We start from the raw sequence: 25513 nt of genomic DNA on the forward strand, positions 1-25513 counted from the left end.
TACCCCTTTTTTCTATGCCTATTTTCTAAAATTTATAGTTAAAACTAAAATTGATGCCCTTGTCTTGGAGATTATTGTCTCGATCTTCAATAGCTGTGATGGGAATCGCATAATCTAGCCTCATATTTAAATTTTTGAGAGGCTCCCAAATAATCCCAGTACCAAAGCTCATTAAGAAGTTCTTTCCTGCCAGAAAATTAGGGTTTTCGTCTCGATTCCAGACTGAACCCATATTAAAGAATGGCGCAATCTGAAAAATTGATTGACCAGCGCCGTTACGTTGCAAAGTAATCCGATTTTCTGCTGAAAATCGAAATCCATTGTCGCCAGATCTCGCACTTTGGCGGTAGCCTCTTAATGTTTGTCCACCACCAACGATAAATTGCTCTGAAGGTAAGAGGCTATCTGGTGTGACCTGTAGGTCAGCTTGCAAAATCAAGAGATTATCGTCATTTATTCTTTGCCAACGTTGCCCTTGGAAATTCCAATTTAAAAAACGGCTATCAGGGATTGGAGCCTGATTGATTGTAGAATTTCCCAGCCCTGTTCCTAATTTAAAGACTGACTGAAAGAACCACGCGCCTTGCTCATCTCGTTTGAGATAGTCCTGTCCAAAGGAGAATACACTGGTGCGGGTAATGCCATTAGCATCAGCGCCAAAGCCAAAGGGAGTGGCGAGATTGTTAAACAAAAATGTCTGTCCATCTTTGGCTGTAAATCCGAAGGAAAGTGCAAATTCTTCAACAAATGAACGAATGAAGGGCTGACGATACTGAACTTCGTAGAGTTGTGATTTGGCAGCGATTCCAAAACGATCAAATGGCGCTTCTGTAATTGTACTGCGAGTAATTGCTGCTCGTAAATTTAGAGAGCCATTCATCGGGTTTAGCGGTGTTGAATAGCTAAAATCGTAGATATTGGAGCCGCCTGTAAAGGAGCGATTGTAGCTAAAACTAAGGCGATCGCCAATTCCTGTAAGATTCTGATGACTAGCGTTAACGCCTATCTGCTCACCGCCAACACTGGGTGGTGAGTAGTTATTGATGGAAGTATTAACGCTTAATGGATTGGTTTCCTTTGCAAATACGAACATGTTGGAATTTCTTGGGAAACTCGACTTGAGTTCACATTTCTCTCCTGATTTTTGCTCTTCAAGTGTAAATTCGATATTCTCAAATTGAGGATCGTTTTTTAATAACCGCAATTGATCTTCAAGACGATTGACACTAAGGGGAATGGTATTCGGAATTTGAATGCGATCGAGAATATATCTGAAATTTAACCTGAGATCTGGTTGCGATGGATGACGAGAAATATTACATAAACCACTTTCCCAGATGGATATCTTCACGGTTCTATTTTGAATATTAACCTGATCTCGATCAAGCACGGCTCTAGAAGTTATATATCCTTTGCTAATGTAAAGATCAGCAGTTAGCTGTTGAAGGATATCTCGAATTTTTTGTTCGGTCATGTCATCCTTCCATCGGATTGCTCTTCTATAAGGTTCCCAATCTTGATCTGTATAGATACGACTTTCTCCGAATATGACATCAGTAATTGTAAAAGTTTCTTCTTCTTTTGGTGGGCTGTTTGTCGCTGATTGCGCGATCGCATCTACGGAGATCGCAATATTCACACTCCCACAGCAAAAAATCATGATCACGAATACATGAAGCTTAGATATAGACTTAGATATAAGCTTTGTGAATAACATAGACAGACCTTAGCCCCTAAATAAATGCTTTTTACTGACTTAAACTGACAATCCCAAAAAAATTGTCAGTAAGTGCGTGATTTATACACCTTTTTGCTATATATTGCTAGCCAATTAATCAGAAAAATATAGATTTAAGCTCAAAAGCTAGATTTATATGAGGTTTGAGTAACTTAGGGCTTAAGTGAATCAGGGATACGGTTTATGCGCTTAGCTATGAATGGGCTTCAAGTTTTTTTTGTTGCATTTTCTTTACAAATCTTTCAAGCTTTGCCTGCGATCGCGCAAGTTCAGATCGTGCCTGCAAATAACGGAACGGGAACAATAGTTTTACCTAATGGCAATCGGATTGATATTACGGGCGGAACTACTTCAGGAAATGGAGCAAATGTATTTCATAGTTTCCAAGGTTTTAATGTCCAGACAGGTCAGACGGCTAACTTTGTAGTCTTGCCACAGACTCAAAATGTCCTTGGTGGTGTAACTGGTGGCAATCCTTCGCTGATTAATGGCACTATTCAAGTCACAGGCTCGAATGCGAATTTATATCTGTTAAATCCTGCGGGATTCATCTTTGGGAATAATGCTCAACTAAATGTTAATGGTAGTTTCACGGCTTCGACGGCGAGAACTGCTTGGTTTGGCGATCGCAATCTAGATATTTATAATCCTAATTACACCAACCTGACAGGCAATCTGACTGCTTTAGAGTTCGATCCTAATAATCCCGCTGCGATCGTTAACTCAGGCAATCTCAGTGTTGGTGAGGGAAAGTCGGTAAATCTTGCCGCGTCAACTGTGGTAAATACGGGAACTGTCTCTGCGCCTAATGGTTCGGTGGGGATTGTCGCTATACCTGATGGTCGGTTGCGGCTAAATGTCGGGGTGGAGGGGTTAAGTTTTGAGTTTCCTCAACCAAAGGATGCTCAAGGCAATGCTTTACCAGTTAAGGCTTTGGATTTACCAAGTTTGTTAACTACTGGCAAGCTGGATAGCAGCACGGGTATATCGCTGAATAGTCAGGGACAAGCGCAGTTAACTGCTTCACAGACAGTAATTCCGAATACTGCGGGAACTGCGATCATTAGTGGAACTGTGTCTGTTGCGTCGCCTGTGGCTAATCCTTCTCAAGTTCCGCCTAAGATTCAAATATTAGGCGATCGCGTAGGTTTAGTGGGTGCAAATATCGATGCTTCAGGTGTGAATGGTGGTGGTTCGGTATTTATTGGTGGGGATTTTCAGGGCAAGGGAGTTATCCCAAATGCGTTGATGACTTTTGTGAGTGCGGATTCGACGATTAAGGCGGATGCGTTGCAGTCTGGGAATGGCGGCAGGGTAATAGTATGGGCAGATAATGCGACAAGATTTTTTGGAAGTATTAGTGCTCGTGGGGGGGCAATTTCTGGTGATGGTGGTTTTGTTGAAGTTTCAGGTAAACAGAATCTAGTTTTTGATGGAAAAGTCGATCTTAATGCTGCGATCGGAAAAGGAGGTACATTATTGCTTGATCCAACAAATATTTATATTGACGGTGTTGTATCAGATTCAATACTTGTACCAGATCCTCTTGAGATTTTTGCTAGTAATTTTCTTGGTCAAGATATCACTATTAGCCAAGCAACGCTTGCAAGTCCTATATATAAAAATTCAAACATTATTCTTGAGGCAACCAATAATATTACAATCAGTTCGCTCATTAACAATCAACTCATCTTCCCACGAGGATCAGGCAATATTACTTTTACCGCTGATTCTGATAAAGATGGTGTAGGCACATTCTCTATGCCTTTTGATGCAGTCAACCCACAGAATGGTGCTACTATATTTGCCCCATCACCTTTAAATCAACCAATAGGCAGAACTCTATCTATTTATGGTGCTTCTGTCACACTAGGTATTATCAATACTAGAGGTGGTATTCCTGCTCCTGGGGGCTCTTTGTTTGTCAATGCTAATGGAGATATTATTATAGGTGCCGCAGAGACTTATGCAGACTCAAGCCCTGTTACGAATCCATATAACGGTGGTAATATCACAATAATTAGTGACAACGGAAGTATTGACACAAGTACTGGGATTTTGTCTGCTAGAGCGGCTGAGGGTAACGGAGGGAATATTACATTAACAGCTAGAGGTAATATTAAAACTGCTGCTCTGTTGACAGATCCTGTATTTTTTGGGACTAACAATAGAGGTGGAGATATTTCAATTATAAGTCAAACTGGTTCTGTTGACATCAGTACTAATAATGGATACGAACCACTTACTGGAGCGAGAAACGGTGTAGGATTATATGTTGGAGGTCAGCTAGGTGGGGCTGGGAAATTAGTTGTTAACGCTTTTGGAGACATAACAACTAACTTTATACAAGCAGCTTCAAATGGTAATGCAAACTCCTTAACTTTAACGAGTCAAACTGGCAAGATTGACACTTTGGCGGGAGATATTAATGCTTTTGCGAATGGTATCGGAGGAACAATAAATTTTACCGCTCCTAATGGAATAAGTACCAAAAATATATCAACAGGTGGTGTTATTACTTCTGGTTCTGTCAACCTGAGAGCTATAACAGGGAATATTACAACAACATCAATTGACACAACTTCTCTTGGGTTGCTAGGTGGAAATGCTGGAAGTATTAGTATTGATGCTGGAGGTAGTGCAACTATTGATGGTTTACTCAGAGCATTTTCTCAATCTGGTAATGGAGCGAATGTATCTGTAAAAGCAAATAATGGCAATATTTTGTTTAGTTGTGCAATTGCATTAGGAGGGAAATGTGGTGTAGAGTCCTATCCTGAAGGAAGTGCATCGGCTGTAACTCCTTCCACTGTGCGTAGTGCTGGGAATATAAGTATAGTTAGCACTAATGGTTCTATAACCCTACTTAACACTGCAATATTAGATGCAGGGGCTGATAGTGCAAGTATTTCTGGGACTGGGACTGATAAACGGGCTTCAGGTACTGTGACAATATCCGCTCAAGGAGATATTACAACTGGTCTAGGTGGAATTACATCTGATGCTAGTTTTCTTAATGGAGAACCAGCTAGTAATATTAGTATTAATAGCTCTCAGGGTAAAATTAGAGCTTACAACATAACTACAAATTCTTTTGATGGAAGAGGGGGTGATGTTGTATTCAGTGCTCCTAATGGAATTAGTGTAAATAGCGTTATCACAGGTGACTCTAGATCTGGTTCTAGTGGAGGTAATATTACATTTAACGGCAAAGTTGAGCTACTAGAAAATACCAATATTAGTGCAGGAACTGTCTCTAGTGGAAATGTTGTCTTTACCAGTACTATTGATGGCGCAAACATTCTCAATATAATCTCCAATACAGCAACTGTTGACTTCCAAGGAGCAATTGGAAGTATAACTCCCCTAACAGGACTGACAATAACTGCCCAAAATACAACTCTTAAAGGCGATGTCACAACCGCTGATAGCAACATTACGATTAATTCATTGCTAACTCCTACTGCATCGTCAACCCTGAATGCAGGAACTGGAACTATCTCACTCAATGGAGGATTTAATACAGGAAGTAATGCTGTATCAGTGATCGCCGATCAGATCAATTTAACCGCACCGATTACTGGAACTAGTAATCTTATCTTAAAACCTAGTTCAGTGAATCGAAATATTGTTTTAGGTGATACAGATTCAAACTCATTTAGCCTGACATCAACTGCGATCGCAGCAATTACTGGTGTGAAGCTTGCGATCGGTGATAGTAGCGTTGGTAGCATCTCAGTTACTGCTCCAATCACATTCAACACCTCAGCTACTTTAATATCTCCAGTATTGATTAATCTCAATGCTGATATCACCACTACTGGTCAAACACTAACTCTCACTGGCAATACAAGACTTGGCACAAACATCGCTATCAATAGCAGTAATGGCGACATTAGCACTAATGGAACTATCAACAGCCTAACAGGCAATAACTTTGGCTTAACTCTCAACGCAGGTACTGGCAACATCAATCTCAATGGCGCACTTGGAGCAAGCGATCGCCTAAGTACCATTAGCCTTAATGCTAGCAATATCTCCATATCAGGCGGCATAAATACAGTTAATGGCTTGCAGATTTCCAATCCAACGACAATTACAGGTACTTCCACCCTCAGCACCCTTAATGGCGATATTAATATTGGTGCGCCAATCAGCATTCAATCAGGAACAGCCGCCAACCTCACCATCAATTCACCAACAGGTAATGTCACCACTCAAGATATCAACCTCGCCTCTGCGGTAGGTGCTGGCAATAGCCTGACGCTCTTATCCCCACAGGGCATCGTAACTACAGGCAATCTCAATGTAAATGGTATATCGGGCGGCAACATCACCATTCAAGCACTTACTTCCATCACGACTGGAACTCTCAGCGCTGTAGGATTATCGGGCAATGGCGGTAATATCTTTCTTGATCCTCTCTTAGATATATTCACTGGTGCGATCAATGCTCAAGGGTTTGGCGGTGTTGGCGGAACTGTCGATCTGACATCGAATCGGTTTGTAAGGATTAGTGGTACTTTCATCGACCAAAATGGATTGGTAGCCAGTGTCAGTACCGCAGGGACAGCAGGGGACGGAATCATCATCATTCGTCACGATGGTGGCACAAGGTTTGAGCCTTTTAATGTCTTTAGCTCCTTGATTAATGGTACTGATGGCGTGCTGACAACTGGTGCAGGAAACACGATCTTTACGCCGAGAGCTTTTCCAGGACCTTATACACAGGGCAATATCCAGATTATTACCGCCCCAAATTTCACGGTTTTCCTAGCAACGCAACCACTAAAAGAGCCTCCTAGAGTGCAGTGGGTAGATGAAGGCGATCGCTCTCCTTTCCCTCCTGAAGAGTTCTACACAAGAGAGTTTGAAAACTTTTTTAGAGCATCTATTCCTGATCTCAAACCAGTTAAGATCATGACGCTTGCCGAGATTCAAGAAACCTTGCGCCGAGTCCAGCGAGAAACTGGAGTTAACCCTGCTTTGCTCTATGTGACTTTTTTGCCAGATCGAATGGGCGAAAGAAACAGACAACGAGGCTCTAAAGATCCTTGCTATAACCCAAAAGTTGATCCCAATGCCCAATCCCCTACAATCCCTAATCTAGAAATCACCAAACTACCCGACTCATGCGACATCCTCGAACTTACTCTAGTAACCGCCAAAGGCAAACCCATCTACATACCAGTTAAAGTAGGTTCTCAGTTTATTAGAAGAAGAGATATTGTACCTGTGGCATCGGAACTTAGAAATACTGTTGCCAATTTTGCAGAAGGTCTCCCTGTGAATTTATTTGAAAAATCTTCCCAACAACTCTACAATTGGATTGTAAGACCAATAAAGGATAGTTTACAAGATCAAAAAATCAAAAACTTAACATTTGTCTTACCTAATACCTTACAAAAACTACCATTTGCTGCTCTTCAAGACCATCAAGCGCAATATATAATCAAAGATTACAGCGTTGGCTTAATGCCTAGTTTATCTCTAACTGATACTCGACGATCTAGAGTTAATCAATATAGTTTACGATTCCTAGGTGCTTCTAAATTTAATAATGGACAAGCAGATTTAGACGGAGTAGAAGACGAAGCAAAAGTAGTAAGTAATATATGGAAAGTATCTCCTCTTTTGAACAATGACTTCACAAAGGATAATTTAGCTGATTCAGGTGAGTTTGGAATTGTTCACTTAGCAACTCATGCAGAATTTGAAGAAAATACTGGAGTGGGTAGGATTGATTTACCTAATACTTCAGTTACTCTTAATCAGATTCGAGACTTTAATTGGAAAAACGTTGAACTTTTGGTTTTGAGTGCTTGTCAAACATCAGAAGGAAACAGCAGTTCTGAGTTAGGATTTGCAGGAGCGGCTGTTCGTTCTAATGTGAAATCAGTAGTCGGCACTTTATGGAAATTAACTGATGCTGTTGCTCCTCAATTTATGGAGACATTTTATCAAGAGCTAAAAAATGAATCGGTAACTATTAAAGCTGAAGCATTTAGACGTGCTCAAGTTTCCATAACACAGAGTAACTTAAGCCACCCCAAGTTTTGGTCTGCACTCACAATTGTTGGTAATCCTTGGTAGTTTACTTACACGTCTGTTTAATTCTATTACGATAAGTCAAGAATATATTTCTTTGGATATCCAACTCCAACGGCTCAAACGTCTTAGGATTTTGGGGACGCATAACTTTATTAAATAGGTTAGTCATATTTTCTTCAAACAACCTATTGCTGGAGTCAATTTTGCCACATACTAATTTGCTTGGCGTAGCCATAAATAAATTAGTTGCCTCAGACCATAATCCTGACTTAGTAAGATTTGAAACTTGTTTCCCAAGATCTAAATCAGCCATTCTTAGATTATTTCTCGATACCAGTTTGATATTTACAGCGATTGCGTTTCCATCACCATTACATTTCAAGGTAAATGTATAATTCTGATTCTCAATCAATTTTTGTTGCCCAACTGGCAAAGAAATTGAAATGAACATTGGATTCATTCTAGGATTTCCTTTGTCATCAAGCGAAATTATCTTTGCTTGATCTAACGGTTCTCTAATTGAATGAACCGTTAACTGATTTGTACTTGCTTTTGTTGAAGGTCTTACATACAACCAAATTATAGGATTTTCTGAGCGCGTCTCCGAGGCGTTAGAACCACTAGGCAATAATGGAACTACTAGGCAGTCACCTCTTGTAGCCCTTGACGGAGATCTCTTTGGAGGTTTTGATTCTGGGATGTCATTCGCTTGAACAGGAGAAATCAAACCTAAGATGAAAATGGGGGAAATCGAAATTAATGCCAGTAATCTAGAACTAATCATATTAATGGAGTGACTTTAATAAAAAAATAGTTTGGATTCTCTGTTTATCAATATATTTTAGTCAAACTATTTTCTGTTTTCGTGAAAAATGTAAAACAAACAAAAGATAAAACTAAGCAAGAAGCTGTTGAGCCAATTAAAATAGGAATTATAGGTATCCACAATGACATTTTCAATAAGAAAAGCATGTATATGAGTAAAACTATAAACGAATACAGAGCAAAAGTTGTAAATATCATTATAAATTGTTTTGAATTACTATTTACATGTATTTGTACGAATATCAAGGAAATAGTTAGTATACTTACAAAGTAGAGACAGAAAGAAATATTGTTGATTACTCCTGTTAATATAGCCTCCCCCTCAAATATTCTTAGTAAGTAATCGACGGCTAGGGCTTGATAATCAAGGTTATTTATGCTGATGCTATCTTCTCCAAACCCTCCTATCAATACTATCCTGTCTTTCAATGATGAGTTTCTTCCAGATAAAACATCATCTAGGGCAAAATTCAATACTTTTATCTTCCCTGACTTATAGTTTTTATGGTTAAAAAGTATTGATAATTTTTTGGGAAATGATTGAGCTTCAGGATCTGGATCAAGTGAGGGATCAATTTGATATCCCCCTTGTTTTTCAACAATACCAGCAACTTCAAAGTTTTTGTATTTTAAAATTATTTGCTCTTTATCCTGAATAAATTTAACTTGCGCTTCATTAGCTTCACCTAAAAACTGCATAACAACTCTCAGAGAAAATGATAACCTCGCTAGGCTGCCACAATCATCCTTTGGAGTTTTTTGTATGAGCATTAATCTTCTGTCCTTACTTGAATATTCTAAGTCAGGCAAAGAGTTTGAAAAGCCAATCCGAGGATCTCCTAGTTTGCTAGTAATACTAATACTTCTAGGTTTCATAGGTTCAGGGAAATAGCCTCTCTCAAGGTCATCTCCTGTAGAACAATGTAAAACTAAAGTAGGATTTTTATCACTTAGTATTCTTTCTACAAGTTTTCTATTTTCAGTGGTATCTCCCCTAAGATTTGGTCTTTTAAACGTCATACCGATAACTTTAGGCATTTCTTGATCTAGACGTTCTAATAGTCGCACCAAATCTTTATCACTAATAGATTCATGATCTAGTTGCCGACCTTCATTAATCTGCATTTCTTGATCAGATGGAGTAACTCTAACTACCACAATTCGTCGATCAAGTTCTTGGGGATTGCGAAAACCCATCATTGTGTCATATAGACTTAATTCTGCTCCTTGAAATCCTCCTGAAATATGAATTACTGCTACTAGAATAGTTGTAAGACTAGCAGCAACGATCGCAATTAATGGTGATGGTTTAGGCTGCATAGCAAAACTGGGAGACTGAAAGACAACAGGCAACCAACTCGCACAGGGAAACTCAGGATGTTGTGATTTCAGCAGATATCTGGCATGTCCAACTGCATCCTTAAGCGATTGACCAATATTGAGATAGGAATCTAAAAAATACTCTAGGAATTCTGGCGCAATACTGTTGTGAATTAAATGTCTTGTGGCAACTACCATCGGCACACCAGCAGATTGCAAAGCATGAGCCGCCCCAAGACTATTGCATGAGTTGAGGATTACCAACTGTAAGCCATTTTGAGCCGCTGTTGTCAAACTCCTTTGAAAGTCATCTAAAACAATGCGCTTACCATCTTTGAGATAGAGAATCCCCTTACCATATTCTGTAGTGCTATGCCCACCAAAGTATAAAACATCCCATTTTTCCTTTAACAGAGCATTATTAATCCCCTTCTCATTCAATAGCTCTAACACCTTAATATCAGCGTTAGAATATTCTTTTTGCCAATTTAGTTTTTCATTGTCATTCTTAATATCAATGAAATCCCCTAAAATTAGCAAGATTCTAGGCTTATGTTTTTTCTTGTCAGAAAATTTTTGGGGCTTAGTTTCTTTACTACTAAATACTGGTTCAATATCTCGATCTTGAAATTCATTCCATAGGTGCAAAGGTAATTCAGCTAAATGCGGATCATCATATCGAATATAGACATCAGGCTGATGCTGACCTTTTGGAGGTAGTAGTTTAATAATTTGATCGCGAATTTCTCTAAACTCTTCGCTATTAAACAAAGCATTTATGCTGCGCTCAACTCTCTCAGCAGCATCTTCAATTGAAAATTCTCCTTTTAAACCACTAGTTTCTTCATCAATAGTCGGTTGTGGCTTTCTAAAATTCTTCTCATTTTCTATATCTACCTCTTCGTTCACAGCATCATTCTGTAACTTCACTGCATAAACAGGATAGTTTTCTCTCCATGCAGCAAAATCATTGGTCAATTCCTTAGTGATCTTCGCACTTGATGCAGCTATTTCAGCGCGATTAACTTGCAATGAAGCTTTTATCGCTTGGGGAGATCGCAGATTGTCAGTGGTTAACAAATTTAAAAATACTTGTGGCTTTGGCTGAGGTGGGAAAAGCCAAGTTTTGATTGCTTGCAAAAGTGCGTCTCGTTTTGTCGTTTGCATGGCTTTCCTCTAGACTGTAAATTCTGACTTTGCGATCGCATCATCTAGACTGATTTTAGTCTGAAAATAACCACCATATTCTTCGATAAAACTCCCTTGATAAAAGTCCTTATTTTGCTCTTGAATGCTAAATATAATATCCCCATCACTATCGATCGCTTCAAATTTGAGATTAGCTGGCAAAACTTTCTCTTGTGGTGCAGTTAGGTAAAAATGCACATGAGCTTTATCTTTCTGCACTGGCATGATTGTTACTTCTAAAGATAGCTTAATCGTCCCAATTCGATATGTAAGATCGATTAGTTGCACTCGCCGAATCCCAGCTTGCGGATGGCATGGATCAATCTTGCCAAGACAAATTGCAGCTTCACGTTGAATTTGGAGCTCCTCGCTTAAGTCACTTTGCAGAGAACTCAAATATGCGATCGCATCTTGATCCTGTTGACCGATTTTGCCTAGAAGTTTCAAGGACTCAATTCGCGTTGCAGTTTCATTATCAGTCTGGATTAATGAAATTAAGTATGGTACTGTGCGCGTTCTGAATACAGATGGCTCTTTTTTTCTAGTCAGTGTAGCTGGACTCCTAAAGCCTGTTGCATATTGATTTTGTTGCAAAGATTCAAAAAAAGCTTCTATTTCTTCAGGCGTTTTCATCAATTCGTCAATAAAATCACAACCATATATCTTCGATTTTTCAAGCAAATTACTGAGTGAAATTACTCCTCGTCGGATTACTTCCTGCAATGACGATTTTACTGGCATTGGCATTCTTGACTGCCATAGGGTTTCTCGCAAATCATCATCGCTCAGGAATGTTGTCCAATGCTCTGCTGATAGATCAAGACGAGGAGAATATAGCTTAGGCTGTTTGAGTGCAGTCAGATATTGATTTTGTTGAGTTTGACCGATCGCAGTGAGAGCAGGGACATCTACTTTTTGGTTAGAGGCGATCGCTAAAGATGTTAATAAAAACTCAATATCATCAATAATTTGCTCTTGTGGCAAAATGTAAGTACGCATAATGCGATCGTACTCAGCCTTTTGTTTAATCTGCTGATGTGTAGTAAATCCAAATACTCGCAACCAACCACTATCAGGACGAATCTGCACCGCTAGATAATATTCCCCAGCCCATTCAGGAATATCAACCCATTCATAAGGTATCGAAAACTCATCACTATCAGTTTCATCAGGAATCACAATTACTCGTTTCTTGTCGATAGTCAGAGCAAAACCTGTCACATATTCCCAGACGCTATCGGGCTTTTTCGGAATTGCAGCTAACTCTATATCACAGCCATAGATTTGTTTAAAGTATGGAATTATATGCTCTAAACTCAAGCGATTGAGATAAGCCATCCATTCTGCCGCAGGATAAGAATAACCTTGTAATTTTTTCCGAATTTCTGTTTGCGATTCTTTAGGAATTTGCAAACATATCTGGTCTTCGAGAATAGATTCAAGTTCAGTCTCAATTTTTAGAATTAACATTGTATACCTCATGTTTGTTTAGATAGGATTAAATAGAAAATTAGGGGTTAGTTGGTAGGGCGATCATGTAACCAAGCTATAATGAATTCAGTGATTTCAGGAATTATAGGTTCACAAGATTGATTAACTTTAAACTCTCGCCGAATATAATTAACCACTAAACCTACAGTTATGCTGATTGGCGTTTCTCCCATTGCTATTATCCATTCTGTTGAATTTTGGAATTGATGCAATAATTGCTCTTCGTTCTGCAAATGAGATTTAACCAGTGCATCTAATAGACCAAAAAGCCTAAATCTACAGGATGAATTAAGGGATTTTTTTAGCCACTCTTTCAGCGTTTCGCCCCACTCAGGATCACTTATACATAAACTATTTACTTGTTGCTTACAGAAGTTTGCGCATTTATCAAAAATCGGGTTGTAGAATTTCTCCCGATGATGCCTTGAAATTGTTCCTTGATTGACACCGAGAATTTTGCCAGTTTTGATTGTCTTGCAACCAAAGCCATAGAGTAGGATAAAAATTAATTCTTGCTCTGTATTTAAAGATGTAATTTCTTGGTCAACGATATTTACTAGTTCTGATTGTAATCGCTCCAGTTCCGATAGCTCAGATTCCCCATCATCACTTGAATCTGAATGCTCTGAAATTTTATCCATCAATATACTGCTTTCATCATCATAATTACCACCTTTAACTGGTTGATCTAAACTAGCTAGATTGCCTAGGTTTTGTTCTGTATTGCGAATAGATTTTATACATTGTTCCATAATCGCTAACACAACTTTAGGAACGATTGCTACAAAATTTTCTTTGGTTTTAGAGACAGTACTGTTATATAGGTCACAGATTGACTGTAGATGCTCGCTAGTTGGCTCTGTTCTTGTCTCATTGGTACCTGATGGTAGGCAAATCTGTTTATAAAATTTATGAATGTAAACATAGTCTTCCTCATTCCTGCGAGATGGAAAGTTTATTAAAAGTAGATTCTCTTTTAACTCTTTTGTAGATAAATGATAAAATTCCCCCCAATCACTCCTTCCGTCTGAACTAGTTAACAAGTCGAGTAATTTATTCCTGATAGCTCTACCTGCATAGGTGCTAAGCTTAGCTTTTTTTGTGGGCGTATAGTTTTCCAAAAATCCTAATCTGCAAATCGTTTCGTTAGCAAAACCAAACGCATCTCTCAGAGCATCCTTTTTTCCCATGTTAATACATAGTTTTTGGCTGACGAAAAAACAAGTTTCTTGCAAATAAGCAACTAGATGTGATCGACTTATTTGAACAATGCGCTGGTCTGGATTGCGTAGGCTTGTTAGAAAGGAGCGAACTATCTCTTCTTCAATAGCATCAGAGTATTTCTCCAAAGTAAGCACTGCATCAATACTGCGGCGAAGCTTTACATCTACTATCCAAACATAATCATGTGCTTGTGCAGCTTGGATACGAAGAAAAGTTGAAAATTTGTCCCGTAATTTTTGCCGCTTTAAGCTCATGTTGCTTTCCCTACTCAAAAATGGCTGACTGTAACGATTGCAGCATATCACTAATATTTTAGCTGCCATGCGATCCCACTAGATCTTAGAAACCATTTAAGAATTGTCTAGATCCCCCCCAGCCCCCCTTAAAAAGGGGGGAGAATTAAATTCTTCCCCCTTTTTAAGGGGGATTGAGGGGGATCTCTTAGAGCTTTTGACCGCAGAAAGTAATTCTTAAATGGTTTCTTATACATATTTATATATTCTGATCAGCGATCAACTTTTATGCAGGATAACCACAATAAATTGTCTCTAGTGTAAATGCCCAAATCCCAGACTTTTTCTGTGCACTTGTGGATTAGTTTTGCTAAGCACAGAAAAAGTCGGGGAGCTCAATCTTAGCCAAAATGCAATAAAGTCTTAACCTCCCAGAATATATACCTTGTAAGGATCGAAACAGACAATCTGTGGAGTCGTTATGTCTATGTTGCGTTTTATCCCTCATTTACTTAAGTTTCTGATGTTTGCGATCGCAGGACTAGCGATAGCACTGATCTTACCGACGATTTTTGGTGGCTATGCGATCGTGTTAGCGATTCTACCCACATTTTTGATTAGTTTATGGCGAACTATGTTTGTCGTGATTTGCCTAGTTTTAGTCCTCGTAATTATTGAGGGCTTTCGCTAAATTAGTAAAACCAGAGGATAGGCTGTAAGCATTGCAGTCTTTCCTTTTTGGTATTAATCCACAGGGTATGTAAAAAATAATTCCAATTTTTCGCGATCGCTGCATAAAAAAAGACTTCTTCAGAAGAAATAGGTGTATGTAAACGGAGCAGATTCACTGAACGAAAAATATTCTCGTTCAGTGAATCTGCTTCCTAAGCTTTACAGAATAGGAACAATCAAGGTCTTCCTCATGTTTAAAGGAACTTTCTTATTACCCACATTCCGCTCTCACAAGAGAATGGCGGCGCAAAGCGCCGCCATTCTCTTGTGGGTTTAAATTGCTAGAAGTAATCGCTTGCTATTAGTTCAAACTAGACAACTAGAAACTACCCACACTGAGAGGAACCCAATCACCATTGGTGGTCAAGCCTAAAAACATGGACTCTTGCGATCGGATCGATATACCAGTGAGGGCGCAAGACTCATTTCTCTGAGCTGTAGCTGTGACACTGGCGCGAATTTGTTCTGGGGAGATCCGCTTTTGTGTCGGTGACGGTTGCCTAGTATCAATGTAATCCCACAAAACACCTCGGATAAGAGCCTGATAGCCTTGCCCTCCAGCTAATTCCTTGAGCTTTTCCTTCAATTCGCGCTCTAGACGAATACTGGTAACTTCCATCTCGGTGGTCGCAGGGCTTTGATGTAGTGTCTGCATAAATATTTCTCCTAGTTAGTTTACAAACTTAGATATCTATGTTTATACTACAAGTGTAGTATGAATATCTCAAAAATTCCAAGTACATTCCCATGAAATCCTATTTGCCCATCGGTCAGCATCAGATCGGATATCCCCAAGTTTGGCAGCGAGCCAATTCCTTGGCAATATCTGGTTTTGCGATGACCATTGGGAGCCAAGATGCGATTGGGATTTGTGGCGATATTTCTGGTGATATTTCTGGCGATCGTGGGAACTTAGAATCTCCCGAACATTCAACAAAACAAGGCTCGCGGAGAGATGCTCTAACCAGCATCGGCAGATTTATTAGTGCAATTAATCCAGAGACATACCCAAGCGGGAGGTATCGGCATATCGCCATACCCACATAACGATTAGACAATATCAAGTCTTTCGCCCCCGCTTTCACACCTGAGAAAGCGGGGGCATTTTTTTATAACGGTTTTCCAATGAGTACATACTCATTAGAAAACCCAAAATCAATCCTAGTAAGGGTTTTGAGGTTTCTTTTTTTTTGTATGAAAAAAGAAACCAGCTATATCGTGAGGAGAATCCAGTGCAATCTATCAACCAATATGAACCAGAAGTATTGAGGCAATCGGTAGTCGTGTTTTCGCAAAACTATCTACCAGTGAGCCGTATCAATATCAAACGGGCGATCGCTTTGCTAGTCACAGGTCGTGCCGAACCTTTGGAACTAATGAGCCAACAAACTTGGCAAGTTGTTTCTCCTAAACTCGTCCTGCAAGTGCCAGAACATATCCGTCTGACTCTGACTAAATCAGAACGGTTTTGGAGAGTTCCACCCGTTGCCCGTAGAGAAATTTTGCGTCGTGACAATCACACTTGCCAATATTGTGGCAGTACCAAAAAGCTGACGCTCGATCACGTCATTCCCCGCGCTAAGGGTGGATTGAACACTTGGGAAAATGTCGTCATTGCTTGTGAACCTTGCAATAACCGTAAGGGAAATCGCACGCCTCACGAAGCCAATATGACTTTGCGGACTAAGCCCAAAGCCCCGATGCATCCTACCGTTGCCTTTGCCGAACAATTCTGGCGATCGCAACAAGAAATAAACAGTGGATAGCGATCCATATAGCGAGTTTTAAGTTGCCTTAGACAGCTTGAAACTCGCCCCCTATTTTAAGATTCTGGAGAATCAATCACAATGTTGAAACTCACTTACACTGATGCAGGGCTGTATTTAGAGAGATTAGATATCTCTTTAGAGGAGTTTGTCTCAAATCGAGTTTTACTCAGTTTGCGCTCTGGCTTGTCAATCCATGTCGAATCCAGTCGAGCAGCATTTCTACTAACTGCGGATGTTGTTGATTTGTTGTTATTAAAGTCCGTAATGTCTGATTGTCTCTCTAATAAGCTTAGTGTAGATAGAGTTGACGATTGCTATGTTGAGGTTTGCTTTAGTGGCACTTGGATTTCTAGCGATCTTCGCGCCGAAGAAGGAACTCTTGTAACTGCATTAGGCGATCGCGTTGAGTGCTATTTGCACAAGCTCTGGAAGATCAGCGAGTCCACTTTGACATTCGCAAATTGACATACAGAAAGATGACATGTATAGCACTGGTAATACATGTCATCTTTCTTGAAAAGATATTGAATTCTCTGCGCTGACAGCGCTTTGCGCTCAAACCCAAACCAAGAAAATTTTGAAAAGCGTTGCGAAGCAACGCTTTTCAAAATTTTCTTGTAGTTCGTTCGATCAAGAATTTCTGTAAGAACTTTTCAAAGAGAATCAGATTTATTTTGAGAAACCGCTTGACAACTTTGTAGTACATATACTACAAATATACTACAAGGCAATTACACAAGCCTCCGAAACTTGACAACTAAATAATCATCACAAGTTCAAAACTGTAAAAACATTACTCTTAGTAGCTCAGTTGGTAGTAGCGCCTGTCTGAAGAACAGGAGGTCGTCAGTTCAATTCTGACCTAAGGGGCTTATCCCAAATCATTACCCAGTAAGATTTTGAAGTTTTAAAAATGGCTTTGCCATTTTTAAAACTGGGATTATTGCCTTGTAGCTCAGTGGTAGTAGCGATCGCCTGTTAAGCGAGAGGTCGTAGGTTCAATCCCTACCAAGGCAGTTGTTTTTGCTCCTGTAGCCCAATGGAAGAGGCGTTCGGCTTAGATCCGAAGCGTTGGAGGTTCAAATCCTCTCAGGAGTATTGAATAGAAGTATTGCAAATCAATACTTCTATTCTCTTTATAACAATTGCTTGATTTAACTACATCAAGCAATTGGAAATCATATCCAGTAAAATTTGTGAGTTTTGAAAATGGCTTTGCCATTTTCAAAACTAGTATTACCAGGTGTGGCGCAGAGGTAGCGCGGCTGCTTTGGGAGCAGAAGGTCATAGGTTCAATCCCTATCACTTGGATACAGCGCTAAGCGCTGAGAACAATTCAAGAAAAATTTGCGAAGTAAGTTTTTTTTGAATTGGAAAATCATGCAGGGATGGAGCAAGGGAGGCTCTTGAGACTCATAACCTCAAAATCGGCAGGTTCAACTCCTGCCTCTGCAACCAAATATCACTTAAATTTATCGTGCTTTGCACGATGAATCTAAAAATACTTTTGCTGGTGTAGCTCAACTGGCAGAGCATCTGTCTTGTAAACAGAATGTTACAGGTTCAATTCCTGTCATCAGCTTAAAACCCGCAATAGATTTCTCCTACGGAGAAATCTATTGCCTACTAATTCAGGAGAACGATCATGTTGCATTTTTACTTATCCCATTCACTGAAATTTCTTTACTACATCATCAGCTTTCAGAATTCCGTTATTAAATATTTGAGATTATGAGTGAACATCGCTTAGAAGAAATTGTGATCGAACGTCCGCGTGGTGGCATGAGACAAAGTTCTCGCAGATTAAAAGGTGTGCGAAAGAAACTCGATCGCTTAACCCTTGAAGCTAGCGAAGATGGTTTACTCAGTCCCTACTTAATTAAAGTGAGACAGAAAACCAAATATTTCTCAGATCATCTGGCTCCATTACGGCGATTTTTGCGATCGCATGTTGGTCAACCTTGGGATCTGGTTTATAGCAAATTATGCGATCGCCTAGACCAAAGAACTGTGACTGGACAGCATGTGGTTACGCATCTCTGGCAGTATGTGGAACGATATGTCGAAATCGTTGATGGCAAACCTTGCCGTAAACCATATCAACCTCGCCACCTTGGTGATGGCTGTTTTGGTAGAAGGTATGACGAATTTTATGTTCATCCTGAAACAGGACTGCTATGTGAAGCAAAGCGATTGCTTTAAAAATAGAGAGTGGGCAAAGCCCACTCTCTATTTTTATTTGGGAATGTCGCCTAATGGAAGGGCATCGATCTTCTAAATCGATCTGTGTAGGTTCGAGTCCTACCATTCCTGTTTTGACAGCTAAAAACCAAAAGAAGCCTGATTTGCCCGCTTCGCGGGCAAATCAGGCTTCTTTTGGTTTTATTAAACTGATGTACTTACAGCTCACATAAAATATGCGATTATTTAATGAAAGTTTGATTGGTGATAGCGATCGCATTATGATATTTGCACTGTAAATAGTATGCGTACTGAGAATCAGGTTAATGACTGCCCAAGCAACACATCACAAGTCTGAGCATGAGCCAAGTAGCCCAAAGGACTGGTCGTGGAAATTTTGGCAGGTCGTGCCGCTTTATCCCTATGGTCAGCGACGCACTATTCGCAAAGAAATTGTCAAGGATGCGATCTGGACTTTCGAGCAGATTCAGGGAATTTTTTATGTAGTCGTACCGATCAGAATGACGGTAGTAAAACTAGCGGCTGGGGGATTGCTAGTATATGCACCTGTTGCCCCGACTCTCGAATGTATTCGCCTCGTTAATGAACTGGTTGCTGAGCATGGAGATGTCAAATATATTATTTTGCCTACAGTGTCAGGAATTGAGCATAAGGTATTTGTAGGGCCTTTTGCACGGCAATTTCCCAAGGCTCACGTTTATGTCTCGCCGCACCAATGGAGTTTCCCATTCAATTTGCCGCTCAGTTGGTTAGGAATGCCTTGGGGACGCACATCGCTGTTACCTGAGGATAGCTCGAAGGTTCCCTTTGCCGATCAGTTTGACTATGCGATTCTGGGTTCGATTGAATTGGGATTAGGGAAATTTGCGGAGGTAGCACTATTTGATAAGCGATCGCAGACTCTTTTAGTTACGGACACGATTGTTTCTGTTCCCGAAAAGCCACCAGAAATTTTGCAAATCGATCCCTATCCATTGCTCTTTCATGCTAGAGATGGTGCGGATGAACCCATTGTCGATACAGAAGTAAATCGAGTTCGTGGTTGGCAAAGAACGGCTTTATTTCTATTCTATTTCCGTCCCCAAGTTTTGGAAACCGCTTCCTTTTTTCAAGCTTTACTAGATATTACTAAAGCGCCAGAGCGATCTCGCAAAGCCTTGTTCGGTCTATACCCTTTTCGCTGGAAATATAACTGGGATCAATCCTTTGAATCTCTACGCGGCAATGGACGTATTTTCGTCGCGCCAATCTTGCAGACTCTCATTCTCAATCGCGATCCGCAAACGGTAATTGCATGGGCAGATAAGGTTGCTAGCTGGAATTTTGTGCGGATTGTTCCTTGCCACTTTGACAATGCGATCACAGCTACAGCCAAAGAATTTCGTCACGCATTTAGCTTTTTAGAAAAGAATCCTCATCCTCTATCAACGGCCAACCTTCCTGAAGAAGATTTTGAAGTTCTCAATCAAATCAATAACATTTTGCAAGGTAATCGTATTATAAGAGCAGCAAAGGATAAAATCTAATAGCATCAGTGATGTCAAATCACAAAATGGCTTAGCCATTTTGTGATTTTAAAACCTTTACTGGGTTTGGTTTTTAATTCACAAAAGTGTGATCACACTTTTGTGAATTGTTGTTAGGGGTGGGCTTACAGTGTTTTTATATCAATCCAAAACCAACAAACTTCTTAAAATTATTGCAAAGCAACTATTTTAAGAAGTTTGTTGTAAAGTGAAATTTTTTATTTCAAGTTAATCGCAGGTGTTTTACAAACATCAATCGGATCTAGCTCGGCAAATTTTCCGTCATCATATTCAGCTCTAATATCGAAAATACATCCAGCATCATCACCTTTATAATCAGAGCGCTTCCACTCAAAATCAGCTTTTTCGCGATCTTTAATCGGGTCATCTAGCTCGTTCTCACCCCAATCTGCTTTTTTAGGTGCAGACATATAGATAGCTTTCAAGACTTTTCCACTGTTGTTCACAACGGAAATTCTTACAGTGTCAGAAGGTTTTTCGGCACTTGGAGCCTCTGTAGCAGTAGGTTTAGCAGTTGCTGTTGCTGTTGCTGTTGCTGTAGGCGAAGGAGAAGGAGTTGAGGCAACAGTAGGTGACGCAGTAGGTGATGCTGCGGCAGTTGGGCTAGTAGTAGCTGTAGCTGCTGGTTTGTCGTTTGGTGCTGGGGTGCTGGGAGTACAGGAAACGGCAGCAACCGAAAAACTGGCTGCGATCGCAAGATTACACAAAAAATATTTTTTCATGAAGTTTTCCTTAGATGACTAACTTATATTAATAATCGAAATTATAGATTAAAGTTAGCTTTTTGCTATTAGCTATTTATTAGGACATACTCGTCAGGCAATTGTGGCGTAAGCGAATCTCGCATCACAATTATCTAAACTAATTGGGGTTTGTGTAAGCCCTAATTAGTTTAGGCCTAAGAGATCTTGAGCAATAGCTACAAGCTCATCATTATTCTCAACTGACAGGATCGTTGATTGTGAATCCATTCCATTTAAAATCCATATCGATCTATCCGAAGATTTCCGCAGGATCAGCCGATTGGACTTTGCGTAGGGATATTGCTCCAGAGATTACACACATCACTATCGTTAAGATCATGACTGGGATTGCTTTGTCCCAAATATATAATGGTAACAAAGTCGCATTTTTGGTGAGGTTATACAGAAAGAAAGAAATTCCTAATCCTGGAATAAAGCCTAAAATCGATAATGCAAAAGCTTCTTGAATTACAATTTGAGCCAAGTATAGATTCCCATAACCCATAGCTTTGAGAGTGGCATATTCCGCAAGGTGATCGGAAACATCAGTATAAAGAATCTGATAGACAATCACAATTCCTACGATGAAACCCATCACGGTTCCAAGAGTAAAAATAAAGCCGATCGCAGTGCTTTTTTGCCAATAGCCTTTCTCAAAGTCAATATAGCCTTGTATCGTCAAGATTCTTGTATCATCGATCGCCGCATCCTCAGTTTTTTTGAGATCTTCAACCGTCAAATCAGACTTGGATATCACTACTTTATTCTTATCTTCTTCAAGAGTGATTTTTCCATCTGCACCAATCTTTTCTTGATATAAACTCCGAATTCGTTTGCCGTCGGGTTGTAATTTTTCACGCGGCAAAATTACCTTATCGCTTGTCTGGCTAAGAATAAAGTTTCGCATCGCTTCATAGGGAGATGCATCAGGCTTTAGGTTAATCAATCCAACATTAATTAATCCCGCACGTCGATTATCAAAAATTCTTAGGAAATTTGTATCACTAGTAATCATCGAACCATCTGCGGCAAAAGATGCTCCTAGCTCAAATAATCCACCAACAGTTAGTTTTCGATTAGCAACTTCACGACTGACCAATTTATTGCAAACAAAAGCTTCATCATTAAATTGGGCTTTTAAGGCTAAAGTGCCACATTCACTAACAATTGGACCGAACTCGGCACGAGAGGCACGATCAAATAGAACTACATCTTGAGTTTTAACGCGATCAATGTTTGATATGGAACCAGGCATCTTAAAGACCTTAGCATCAGGATTTGCCCCTAACACTAGAATGTTGCGAGTCTGTCCCGCAGGGTCTTCTTTGATTTTCCAAGCACCAATACCAATGTAAAGAGGGTTTACTGAAGCGACTTCTTTCATGCCTAAAGCTTGATATAAGCGACGCTGAGAGAAGTTTCGCATCCCCACTAGGTTAGTGGATTGAGGGCTAATAAGCACTAAGTCGCCCACCAAATTACTTTGTAGTCGAATCGCGCTGTTAAATAGAGCATCACGGAATCCTAATTGCAAAAACATTAAGACCACCGCAAAAGTAATCCCTGCGATCGCAACTAGTAGTCGGCTTTTTTCGTAAGTAAGTTGTAGCCAAGCAAGAGGTACGGCAAAAATCATAAATTCATCTAGCGATTAAAAAAAATAGTTGAAAGTTAATAAGAGAGCAAAGCGCTCTCATTAACTTTCAATCTTGACTCTGACTTGTAAATTAGTAAGCCCTGAGACTTTTTTACTGTCATCTAACTTAATCTTGACTTCGATAATCCGCACATCAGTCTTGGCGGCTGGGTCAGTTCCGAGAACATCATTTTTGGCAATCCGCAAACCAATGCGATCGACTTTACCAGTGATGTTTCCCTCAAAAGCTTCACTCTCAATCGTGGCAGTCTGCCCAACCTTGATTTTGCCGATATCAGTCTCATAGATTTCCGCAACTACGTACATCTGACTGGTATTGCCAAGATCCATGACTCCATTTGTCTGGCTGACAACTTCACCAGTTTTAGAGTTGATTTTGAGAACTTGTCCATCAATCGGAGCACGAACTTGAGCTAGATCGAGATCAACTTCTGCTTTTTTTACATTGACGATCGCAGTTTGCAGTTGAGCTTCGGCAAACTGAACGTCAGTGGGACGGACTTCTCTAACGCTACTGAGTAATCCCTGAGACTGACGCAACTGGAATTGTGCTTGCTGAATTTGCTGCTGAGCTTGCACAAACTGACCTTGCAAAGTCTCAACCTTGAGGCGATAAGTATCAAGAACGGTCTGGGAAATTGCGCCTTCTTTGAAAACTTCAAGAAAGCGATTGTAATCTCTACCTGCAATTTCCAATTCTGCTTTAATTCTGGAGGCATTGGCTTCTAAAGATTTGATATTGGCGGCGGCAGACATGACGTTACCTTCTTGGGCAACAATATCACCACTTTTTGCGCCTGCGCGAACTCTAGCAAGATTGCGATCGCTTTCTTGAGCTTGGCTTTGGGCTTGTAGTAATGCTGCTACTGAGCGATCGTAACTATCGAGAATGGCAATCACTTGACCTTGTTTGACGGTATCACCTTCTTTGACCATCAATTTCACAATGCGTGATGTTCCCAGTGCTGAAGGTGAGGCAACTTTGATGACTTCGCCTTGTGGCTCTAAGCGCCCTAATGCACTGATGGCTTTTGGTTGATCTTTGGTGCTGGCACTAGTTGCAGGTGTAGACGCGGGGTTACTGCTAAAACGACCGATTACAAACCAAATACTCACGCCCATTGCAGCTAGGGCAAGTACGATCGCAGGGATCAAAAATTTGTTGGAGCGTTTTGGGGTCAGAGCATTTTTCATAGTACTAGTTTTATTTCTGGCAGAGGTGCTTGGTGTATCTCTCGATATGTTACTGATGTCCGTAGCCGTTTCTACCTGTTTATCCGCCTGTTTATCTACCTGCATATGCTCCTTGCCTCTGTGTAATTCAAACCAAATTAAAAAACTAGCCAACAGTTTAACAAGCTATAACTGTTTGTCTATGTCTCAGACATCCTACATTAGCGCTAACTTAGTAAAATCAATCTAACAATTTTTCATAATAGGGCTTACTTCTTAGTTTTTATGTTTGCGATCGCCAAAAGCCTAAATTCCCTAAAAGTAACCCGCGATCGGTAGGTATTACCTTAGCGATTATTTGACTCGTCAGATCGCGCTCACAACTAAAATATTGATATCCTAAGTTCCAAAAAATATAGCAAAAAAAGAGTTAGCTAGTACAAACCAAAAGCAGAAGATAAGTGGCGGCGCGAAGCGCCGCCACTTATCTTCTGCTTTTCAAACCTTGGTTTGCTATAGCCTAAGTCCAAACCAGCTAGAGTCAATCAAAGTAAAACAAGGAAGATATAAAATTTATTAATACTCTTTTGAAGTTCCTTTTTAACTTATGACATTGCTGGAATTGTTTCCAATAAAAGAAGTAAAAGAATGATCCCTAGAATCTCTTCAGCCACAGCCTCTGAACGAACAATCTGAGAAACTTCGCTAACACATCCATGTTTCTTTTCAACGCTCTACTTTCCGAACCAATGAACTTTTTGACGGTGTTGTAAAGCAGCAGCTTTAAAAATTTTAGGGCTTACGCAAATCAACCAAGAACTAAAGTTCTTGGCTCAAAGCTCAAGTCAGTTAAAACTGACTAAAGAAAGCCTCAAACCAACCTGTTTCAACAGGTTTAAGCTTTTAGCCCGCAATTTATTGCAGGGCAGATGCGTAAGTCCTAAATTTATTGTGGTTCGATTATAAATTGATACGATTCTTTAATTCAGTAACTGCGGCTAACCAATCTGTATATTCTTCGCTATCCTACCATAATTCTTTCAATTCAGAATTTTCAGCAAGAATGAGATCGATCGCTAAATGAGCTTTCTGGACTAAAGCAGTTGATGGCTGAATTTTGTTTGCTTCAACCCAATTGTCAAGACTCTCGGAATAAGCACTGCGTTTACCCCAGTTGCCTTGCAAACGAGCAATGACTTCGATCGCCGCGATCGCTTCAGTTGCTTCAGAGGCTTCAACACCTTCTTCCCCAGAATTAAGTACTGCATTCAGAGCTTCCTCAACTGGGGAAAGGTCATTAACTTTCTCAAGTTCATATGTCCAGTCACAAGCATCATCATTTCCAAAGGAATCCACAGCCCAAGTTCCCATAAATCTCTCTTGCCTAAAGTAAATCATGCATTTTTCTGAGCAAGAGCAAATTACCGCAGATTTGCACTTCAAGTCAATCGCGATCTCATTATACAAAAGCATAAAATGGCGTAGCCATTTTATGCTTTTGTAACCCTTGCTGTGTTTGGCTTTTTATCCACAAAAGTGTCGTCACATTTTTGTGGATTGGTATTATATCCGTCGCAAAGTTGCTCAGGACATAAAACCCAAAAGCGAGTTGCGGCGCTT

General features: G+C 40.0%; 18 protein-coding genes and 7 tRNA genes. 15 read left to right on the forward strand and 10 right to left on the reverse strand.

Translation table 11 applies throughout. The annotated features are described in order from the left end of the window. Positions 1 to 25: 25 nt before the first annotated feature. Positions 26 to 1639: a ShlB/FhaC/HecB family hemolysin secretion/activation protein gene (locus CQ839_RS03620; protein ID WP_181016081.1), complete on the reverse strand. Its 1614-nt coding sequence runs from the start codon at positions 1637 to 1639 to the stop codon at positions 26 to 28. A 294-nt stretch (positions 1640 to 1933) separates the two neighbouring features. Here CQ839_RS03620 and CQ839_RS03625 point away from each other — a divergent pair, with 294 nt between their 5' ends. Next, positions 1934 to 7831 carry a CHAT domain-containing protein gene (locus tag CQ839_RS03625; RefSeq protein ID WP_181016082.1) on the forward strand — a complete coding sequence of 1966 codons (5898 nt, stop codon included), beginning with the start codon at positions 1934 to 1936 and terminating at the stop codon, positions 7829 to 7831. Position 7832: 1 nt separating this feature from the next. Here the strand turns inward: CQ839_RS03625 and CQ839_RS03630 are convergent, their stop codons facing one another. The 4 genes from CQ839_RS03630 to CQ839_RS03645 are packed head-to-tail and all read right to left on the reverse strand — an operon-like array spanning position 7833 to position 14160. Continuing rightward, entirely contained in the window at positions 7833 to 8573 is a 741-nt protein-coding gene (locus CQ839_RS03630) for a DUF928 domain-containing protein (protein WP_103666916.1), read from the reverse strand. A gap of 47 nt (positions 8574 to 8620) precedes the next feature. Continuing rightward, positions 8621 to 11074 (reverse strand): CHASE2 domain-containing protein, encoded by a 2454-nt coding sequence (locus CQ839_RS03635; protein ID WP_181016083.1) that lies wholly within the window; start codon positions 11072 to 11074, stop codon positions 8621 to 8623. A gap of 36 nt (positions 11075 to 11110) precedes the next feature. Beyond that, positions 11111 to 12592: a DUF1822 family protein gene (locus CQ839_RS03640; RefSeq protein ID WP_181016084.1), complete on the reverse strand. Its 1482-nt coding sequence runs from the start codon at positions 12590 to 12592 to the stop codon at positions 11111 to 11113. Between the two features lie 47 nt (positions 12593 to 12639). After that, positions 12640 to 14160, reverse strand: coding sequence for a sigma-70 family RNA polymerase sigma factor (locus CQ839_RS03645; RefSeq protein ID WP_146048688.1), 1521 nt, complete (start codon positions 14158 to 14160; stop codon positions 12640 to 12642). Positions 14161 to 14557: 397 nt separating this feature from the next. On the opposite strand from CQ839_RS03645, the gene CQ839_RS03650 reads away from it, so the two are divergent. After that, on the forward strand, positions 14558 to 14761 hold the full coding sequence (locus tag CQ839_RS03650) for a hypothetical protein (protein ID WP_103666920.1): 204 nt from the start codon (positions 14558 to 14560) through the stop codon (positions 14759 to 14761). Positions 14762 to 15121: 360 nt separating this feature from the next. On the opposite strand, the gene CQ839_RS03655 is transcribed toward CQ839_RS03650, so the two are convergent. Beyond that, the gene (locus tag CQ839_RS03655) at positions 15122 to 15457 is read right to left on the reverse strand and encodes a hypothetical protein (RefSeq protein WP_103666921.1); all 336 of its coding nucleotides are present in this window, start codon (positions 15455 to 15457) and stop codon (positions 15122 to 15124) included. 92 nt (positions 15458 to 15549) lie between these two features. On the opposite strand from CQ839_RS03655, the gene CQ839_RS03660 reads away from it, so the two are divergent. From CQ839_RS03660 to CQ839_RS03720, 12 genes are all read left to right on the forward strand, one after another. Beyond that, entirely contained in the window at positions 15550 to 15849 is a 300-nt protein-coding gene (locus tag CQ839_RS03660; RefSeq protein WP_103666922.1) for a hypothetical protein, read from the forward strand. Positions 15850 to 16034: 185 nt separating this feature from the next. Then, positions 16035 to 16568, forward strand: a complete 534-nt coding sequence (locus tag CQ839_RS03665; RefSeq protein WP_103666972.1) for an HNH endonuclease — start codon at positions 16035 to 16037, stop codon at positions 16566 to 16568. Positions 16569 to 16649: 81 nt separating this feature from the next. Beyond that, entirely contained in the window at positions 16650 to 17036 is a 387-nt protein-coding gene (locus CQ839_RS03670) for an alr0857 family protein (RefSeq protein WP_103666923.1), read from the forward strand. Between the two features lie 331 nt (positions 17037 to 17367). After that, a tRNA-Phe gene (locus CQ839_RS03680) sits at positions 17368 to 17441 on the forward strand. Between the two features lie 74 nt (positions 17442 to 17515). Beyond that, positions 17516 to 17588, forward strand: a tRNA-Asn gene (locus tag CQ839_RS03685). An 8-nt stretch (positions 17589 to 17596) separates the two neighbouring features. Beyond that, positions 17597 to 17669, forward strand: a tRNA-Leu gene (locus CQ839_RS03690). 141 nt (positions 17670 to 17810) lie between these two features. Next, positions 17811 to 17882: transfer RNA gene (locus CQ839_RS03695), tRNA-Pro, on the forward strand. Positions 17883 to 17952: 70 nt separating this feature from the next. Further along, positions 17953 to 18029 (forward strand) — tRNA-Met (locus tag CQ839_RS03700). A 51-nt stretch (positions 18030 to 18080) separates the two neighbouring features. Then, positions 18081 to 18153: transfer RNA gene (locus CQ839_RS03705), tRNA-Thr, on the forward strand. A gap of 149 nt (positions 18154 to 18302) precedes the next feature. Beyond that, complete coding sequence (locus CQ839_RS03710) at positions 18303 to 18773, forward strand: hypothetical protein (RefSeq protein WP_103666925.1); 471 nt, start codon at positions 18303 to 18305, stop codon at positions 18771 to 18773. 39 nt (positions 18774 to 18812) lie between these two features. Further along, positions 18813 to 18884 (forward strand) — tRNA-Arg (locus CQ839_RS03715). Positions 18885 to 19078: 194 nt separating this feature from the next. Continuing rightward, positions 19079 to 20299, forward strand: a complete 1221-nt coding sequence (locus tag CQ839_RS03720; protein WP_103666926.1) for a DUF4336 domain-containing protein — start codon at positions 19079 to 19081, stop codon at positions 20297 to 20299. Between the two features lie 218 nt (positions 20300 to 20517). Here the strand turns inward: CQ839_RS03720 and CQ839_RS25010 are convergent, their stop codons facing one another. Next, the gene (locus tag CQ839_RS25010) at positions 20518 to 20730 is read right to left on the reverse strand and encodes a hypothetical protein (protein ID WP_181016085.1); all 213 of its coding nucleotides are present in this window, start codon (positions 20728 to 20730) and stop codon (positions 20518 to 20520) included. 52 nt (positions 20731 to 20782) lie between these two features. Here CQ839_RS25010 and CQ839_RS25015 point away from each other — a divergent pair, with 52 nt between their 5' ends. Next, positions 20783 to 21064, forward strand: a complete 282-nt coding sequence (locus CQ839_RS25015; RefSeq protein WP_181016086.1) for a hypothetical protein — start codon at positions 20783 to 20785, stop codon at positions 21062 to 21064. Between the two features lie 249 nt (positions 21065 to 21313). On the opposite strand, the gene CQ839_RS03730 is transcribed toward CQ839_RS25015, so the two are convergent. The 3 genes from CQ839_RS03730 to CQ839_RS03740 form a co-directional block, all read right to left on the reverse strand. Next, positions 21314 to 22699 (reverse strand): FtsX-like permease family protein, encoded by a 1386-nt coding sequence (locus CQ839_RS03730; RefSeq protein ID WP_103666928.1) that lies wholly within the window; start codon positions 22697 to 22699, stop codon positions 21314 to 21316. Between the two features lie 60 nt (positions 22700 to 22759). Beyond that, complete coding sequence (locus CQ839_RS03735; protein ID WP_103666929.1) at positions 22760 to 24019, reverse strand: ABC exporter membrane fusion protein; 1260 nt, start codon at positions 24017 to 24019, stop codon at positions 22760 to 22762. 900 nt (positions 24020 to 24919) lie between these two features. Continuing rightward, positions 24920 to 25291, reverse strand: coding sequence for a DUF4259 domain-containing protein (locus CQ839_RS03740; protein ID WP_258040616.1), 372 nt, complete (start codon positions 25289 to 25291; stop codon positions 24920 to 24922). Positions 25292 to 25513 lie beyond the last annotated feature (222 nt).

Origin of the sequence: Pseudanabaena sp. BC1403, assembly GCF_002914585.1 — a bacterium.
In the GTDB taxonomy this organism is placed as follows: Bacteria; Cyanobacteriota; Cyanobacteriia; order Pseudanabaenales; family Pseudanabaenaceae; genus Pseudanabaena.

Excerpts from the sequence above, each read along its gene's own strand:
- CQ839_RS03625 (WP_181016082.1), top strand. The coding sequence starts at position 1,934 with ATGAATGGGCTTCAAGTTTTTTTTGTTGCATTTTCTTTACAAATCTTT.
- CQ839_RS03630 (WP_103666916.1), bottom strand. The coding sequence starts at position 8,573 with ATGATTAGTTCTAGATTACTGGCATTAATTTCGATTTCCCCCATTTTC.
- CQ839_RS03640 (WP_181016084.1), bottom strand. The coding sequence starts at position 12,592 with ATGTTAATTCTAAAAATTGAGACTGAACTTGAATCTATTCTCGAAGAC.
- CQ839_RS03645 (WP_146048688.1), bottom strand. The coding sequence starts at position 14,160 with ATGGCAGCTAAAATATTAGTGATATGCTGCAATCGTTACAGTCAGCCA.
- CQ839_RS03650 (WP_103666920.1), top strand. The coding sequence starts at position 14,558 with ATGTTGCGTTTTATCCCTCATTTACTTAAGTTTCTGATGTTTGCGATC.
- CQ839_RS03655 (WP_103666921.1), bottom strand. The coding sequence starts at position 15,457 with ATGCAGACACTACATCAAAGCCCTGCGACCACCGAGATGGAAGTTACC.
- CQ839_RS03660 (WP_103666922.1), top strand. The coding sequence starts at position 15,550 with ATGAAATCCTATTTGCCCATCGGTCAGCATCAGATCGGATATCCCCAA.
- CQ839_RS03670 (WP_103666923.1), top strand. The coding sequence starts at position 16,650 with ATGTTGAAACTCACTTACACTGATGCAGGGCTGTATTTAGAGAGATTA.
- CQ839_RS03710 (WP_103666925.1), top strand. The coding sequence starts at position 18,303 with ATGAGTGAACATCGCTTAGAAGAAATTGTGATCGAACGTCCGCGTGGT.
- CQ839_RS03720 (WP_103666926.1), top strand. The coding sequence starts at position 19,079 with ATGACTGCCCAAGCAACACATCACAAGTCTGAGCATGAGCCAAGTAGC.
- CQ839_RS25010 (WP_181016085.1), bottom strand. The coding sequence starts at position 20,730 with ATGTCTGCACCTAAAAAAGCAGATTGGGGTGAGAACGAGCTAGATGAC.
- CQ839_RS03730 (WP_103666928.1), bottom strand. The coding sequence starts at position 22,699 with ATGATTTTTGCCGTACCTCTTGCTTGGCTACAACTTACTTACGAAAAA.
- CQ839_RS03735 (WP_103666929.1), bottom strand. The coding sequence starts at position 24,019 with ATGCAGGTAGATAAACAGGCGGATAAACAGGTAGAAACGGCTACGGAC.
- CQ839_RS03740 (WP_258040616.1), bottom strand. The coding sequence starts at position 25,291 with ATGATTTACTTTAGGCAAGAGAGATTTATGGGAACTTGGGCTGTGGAT.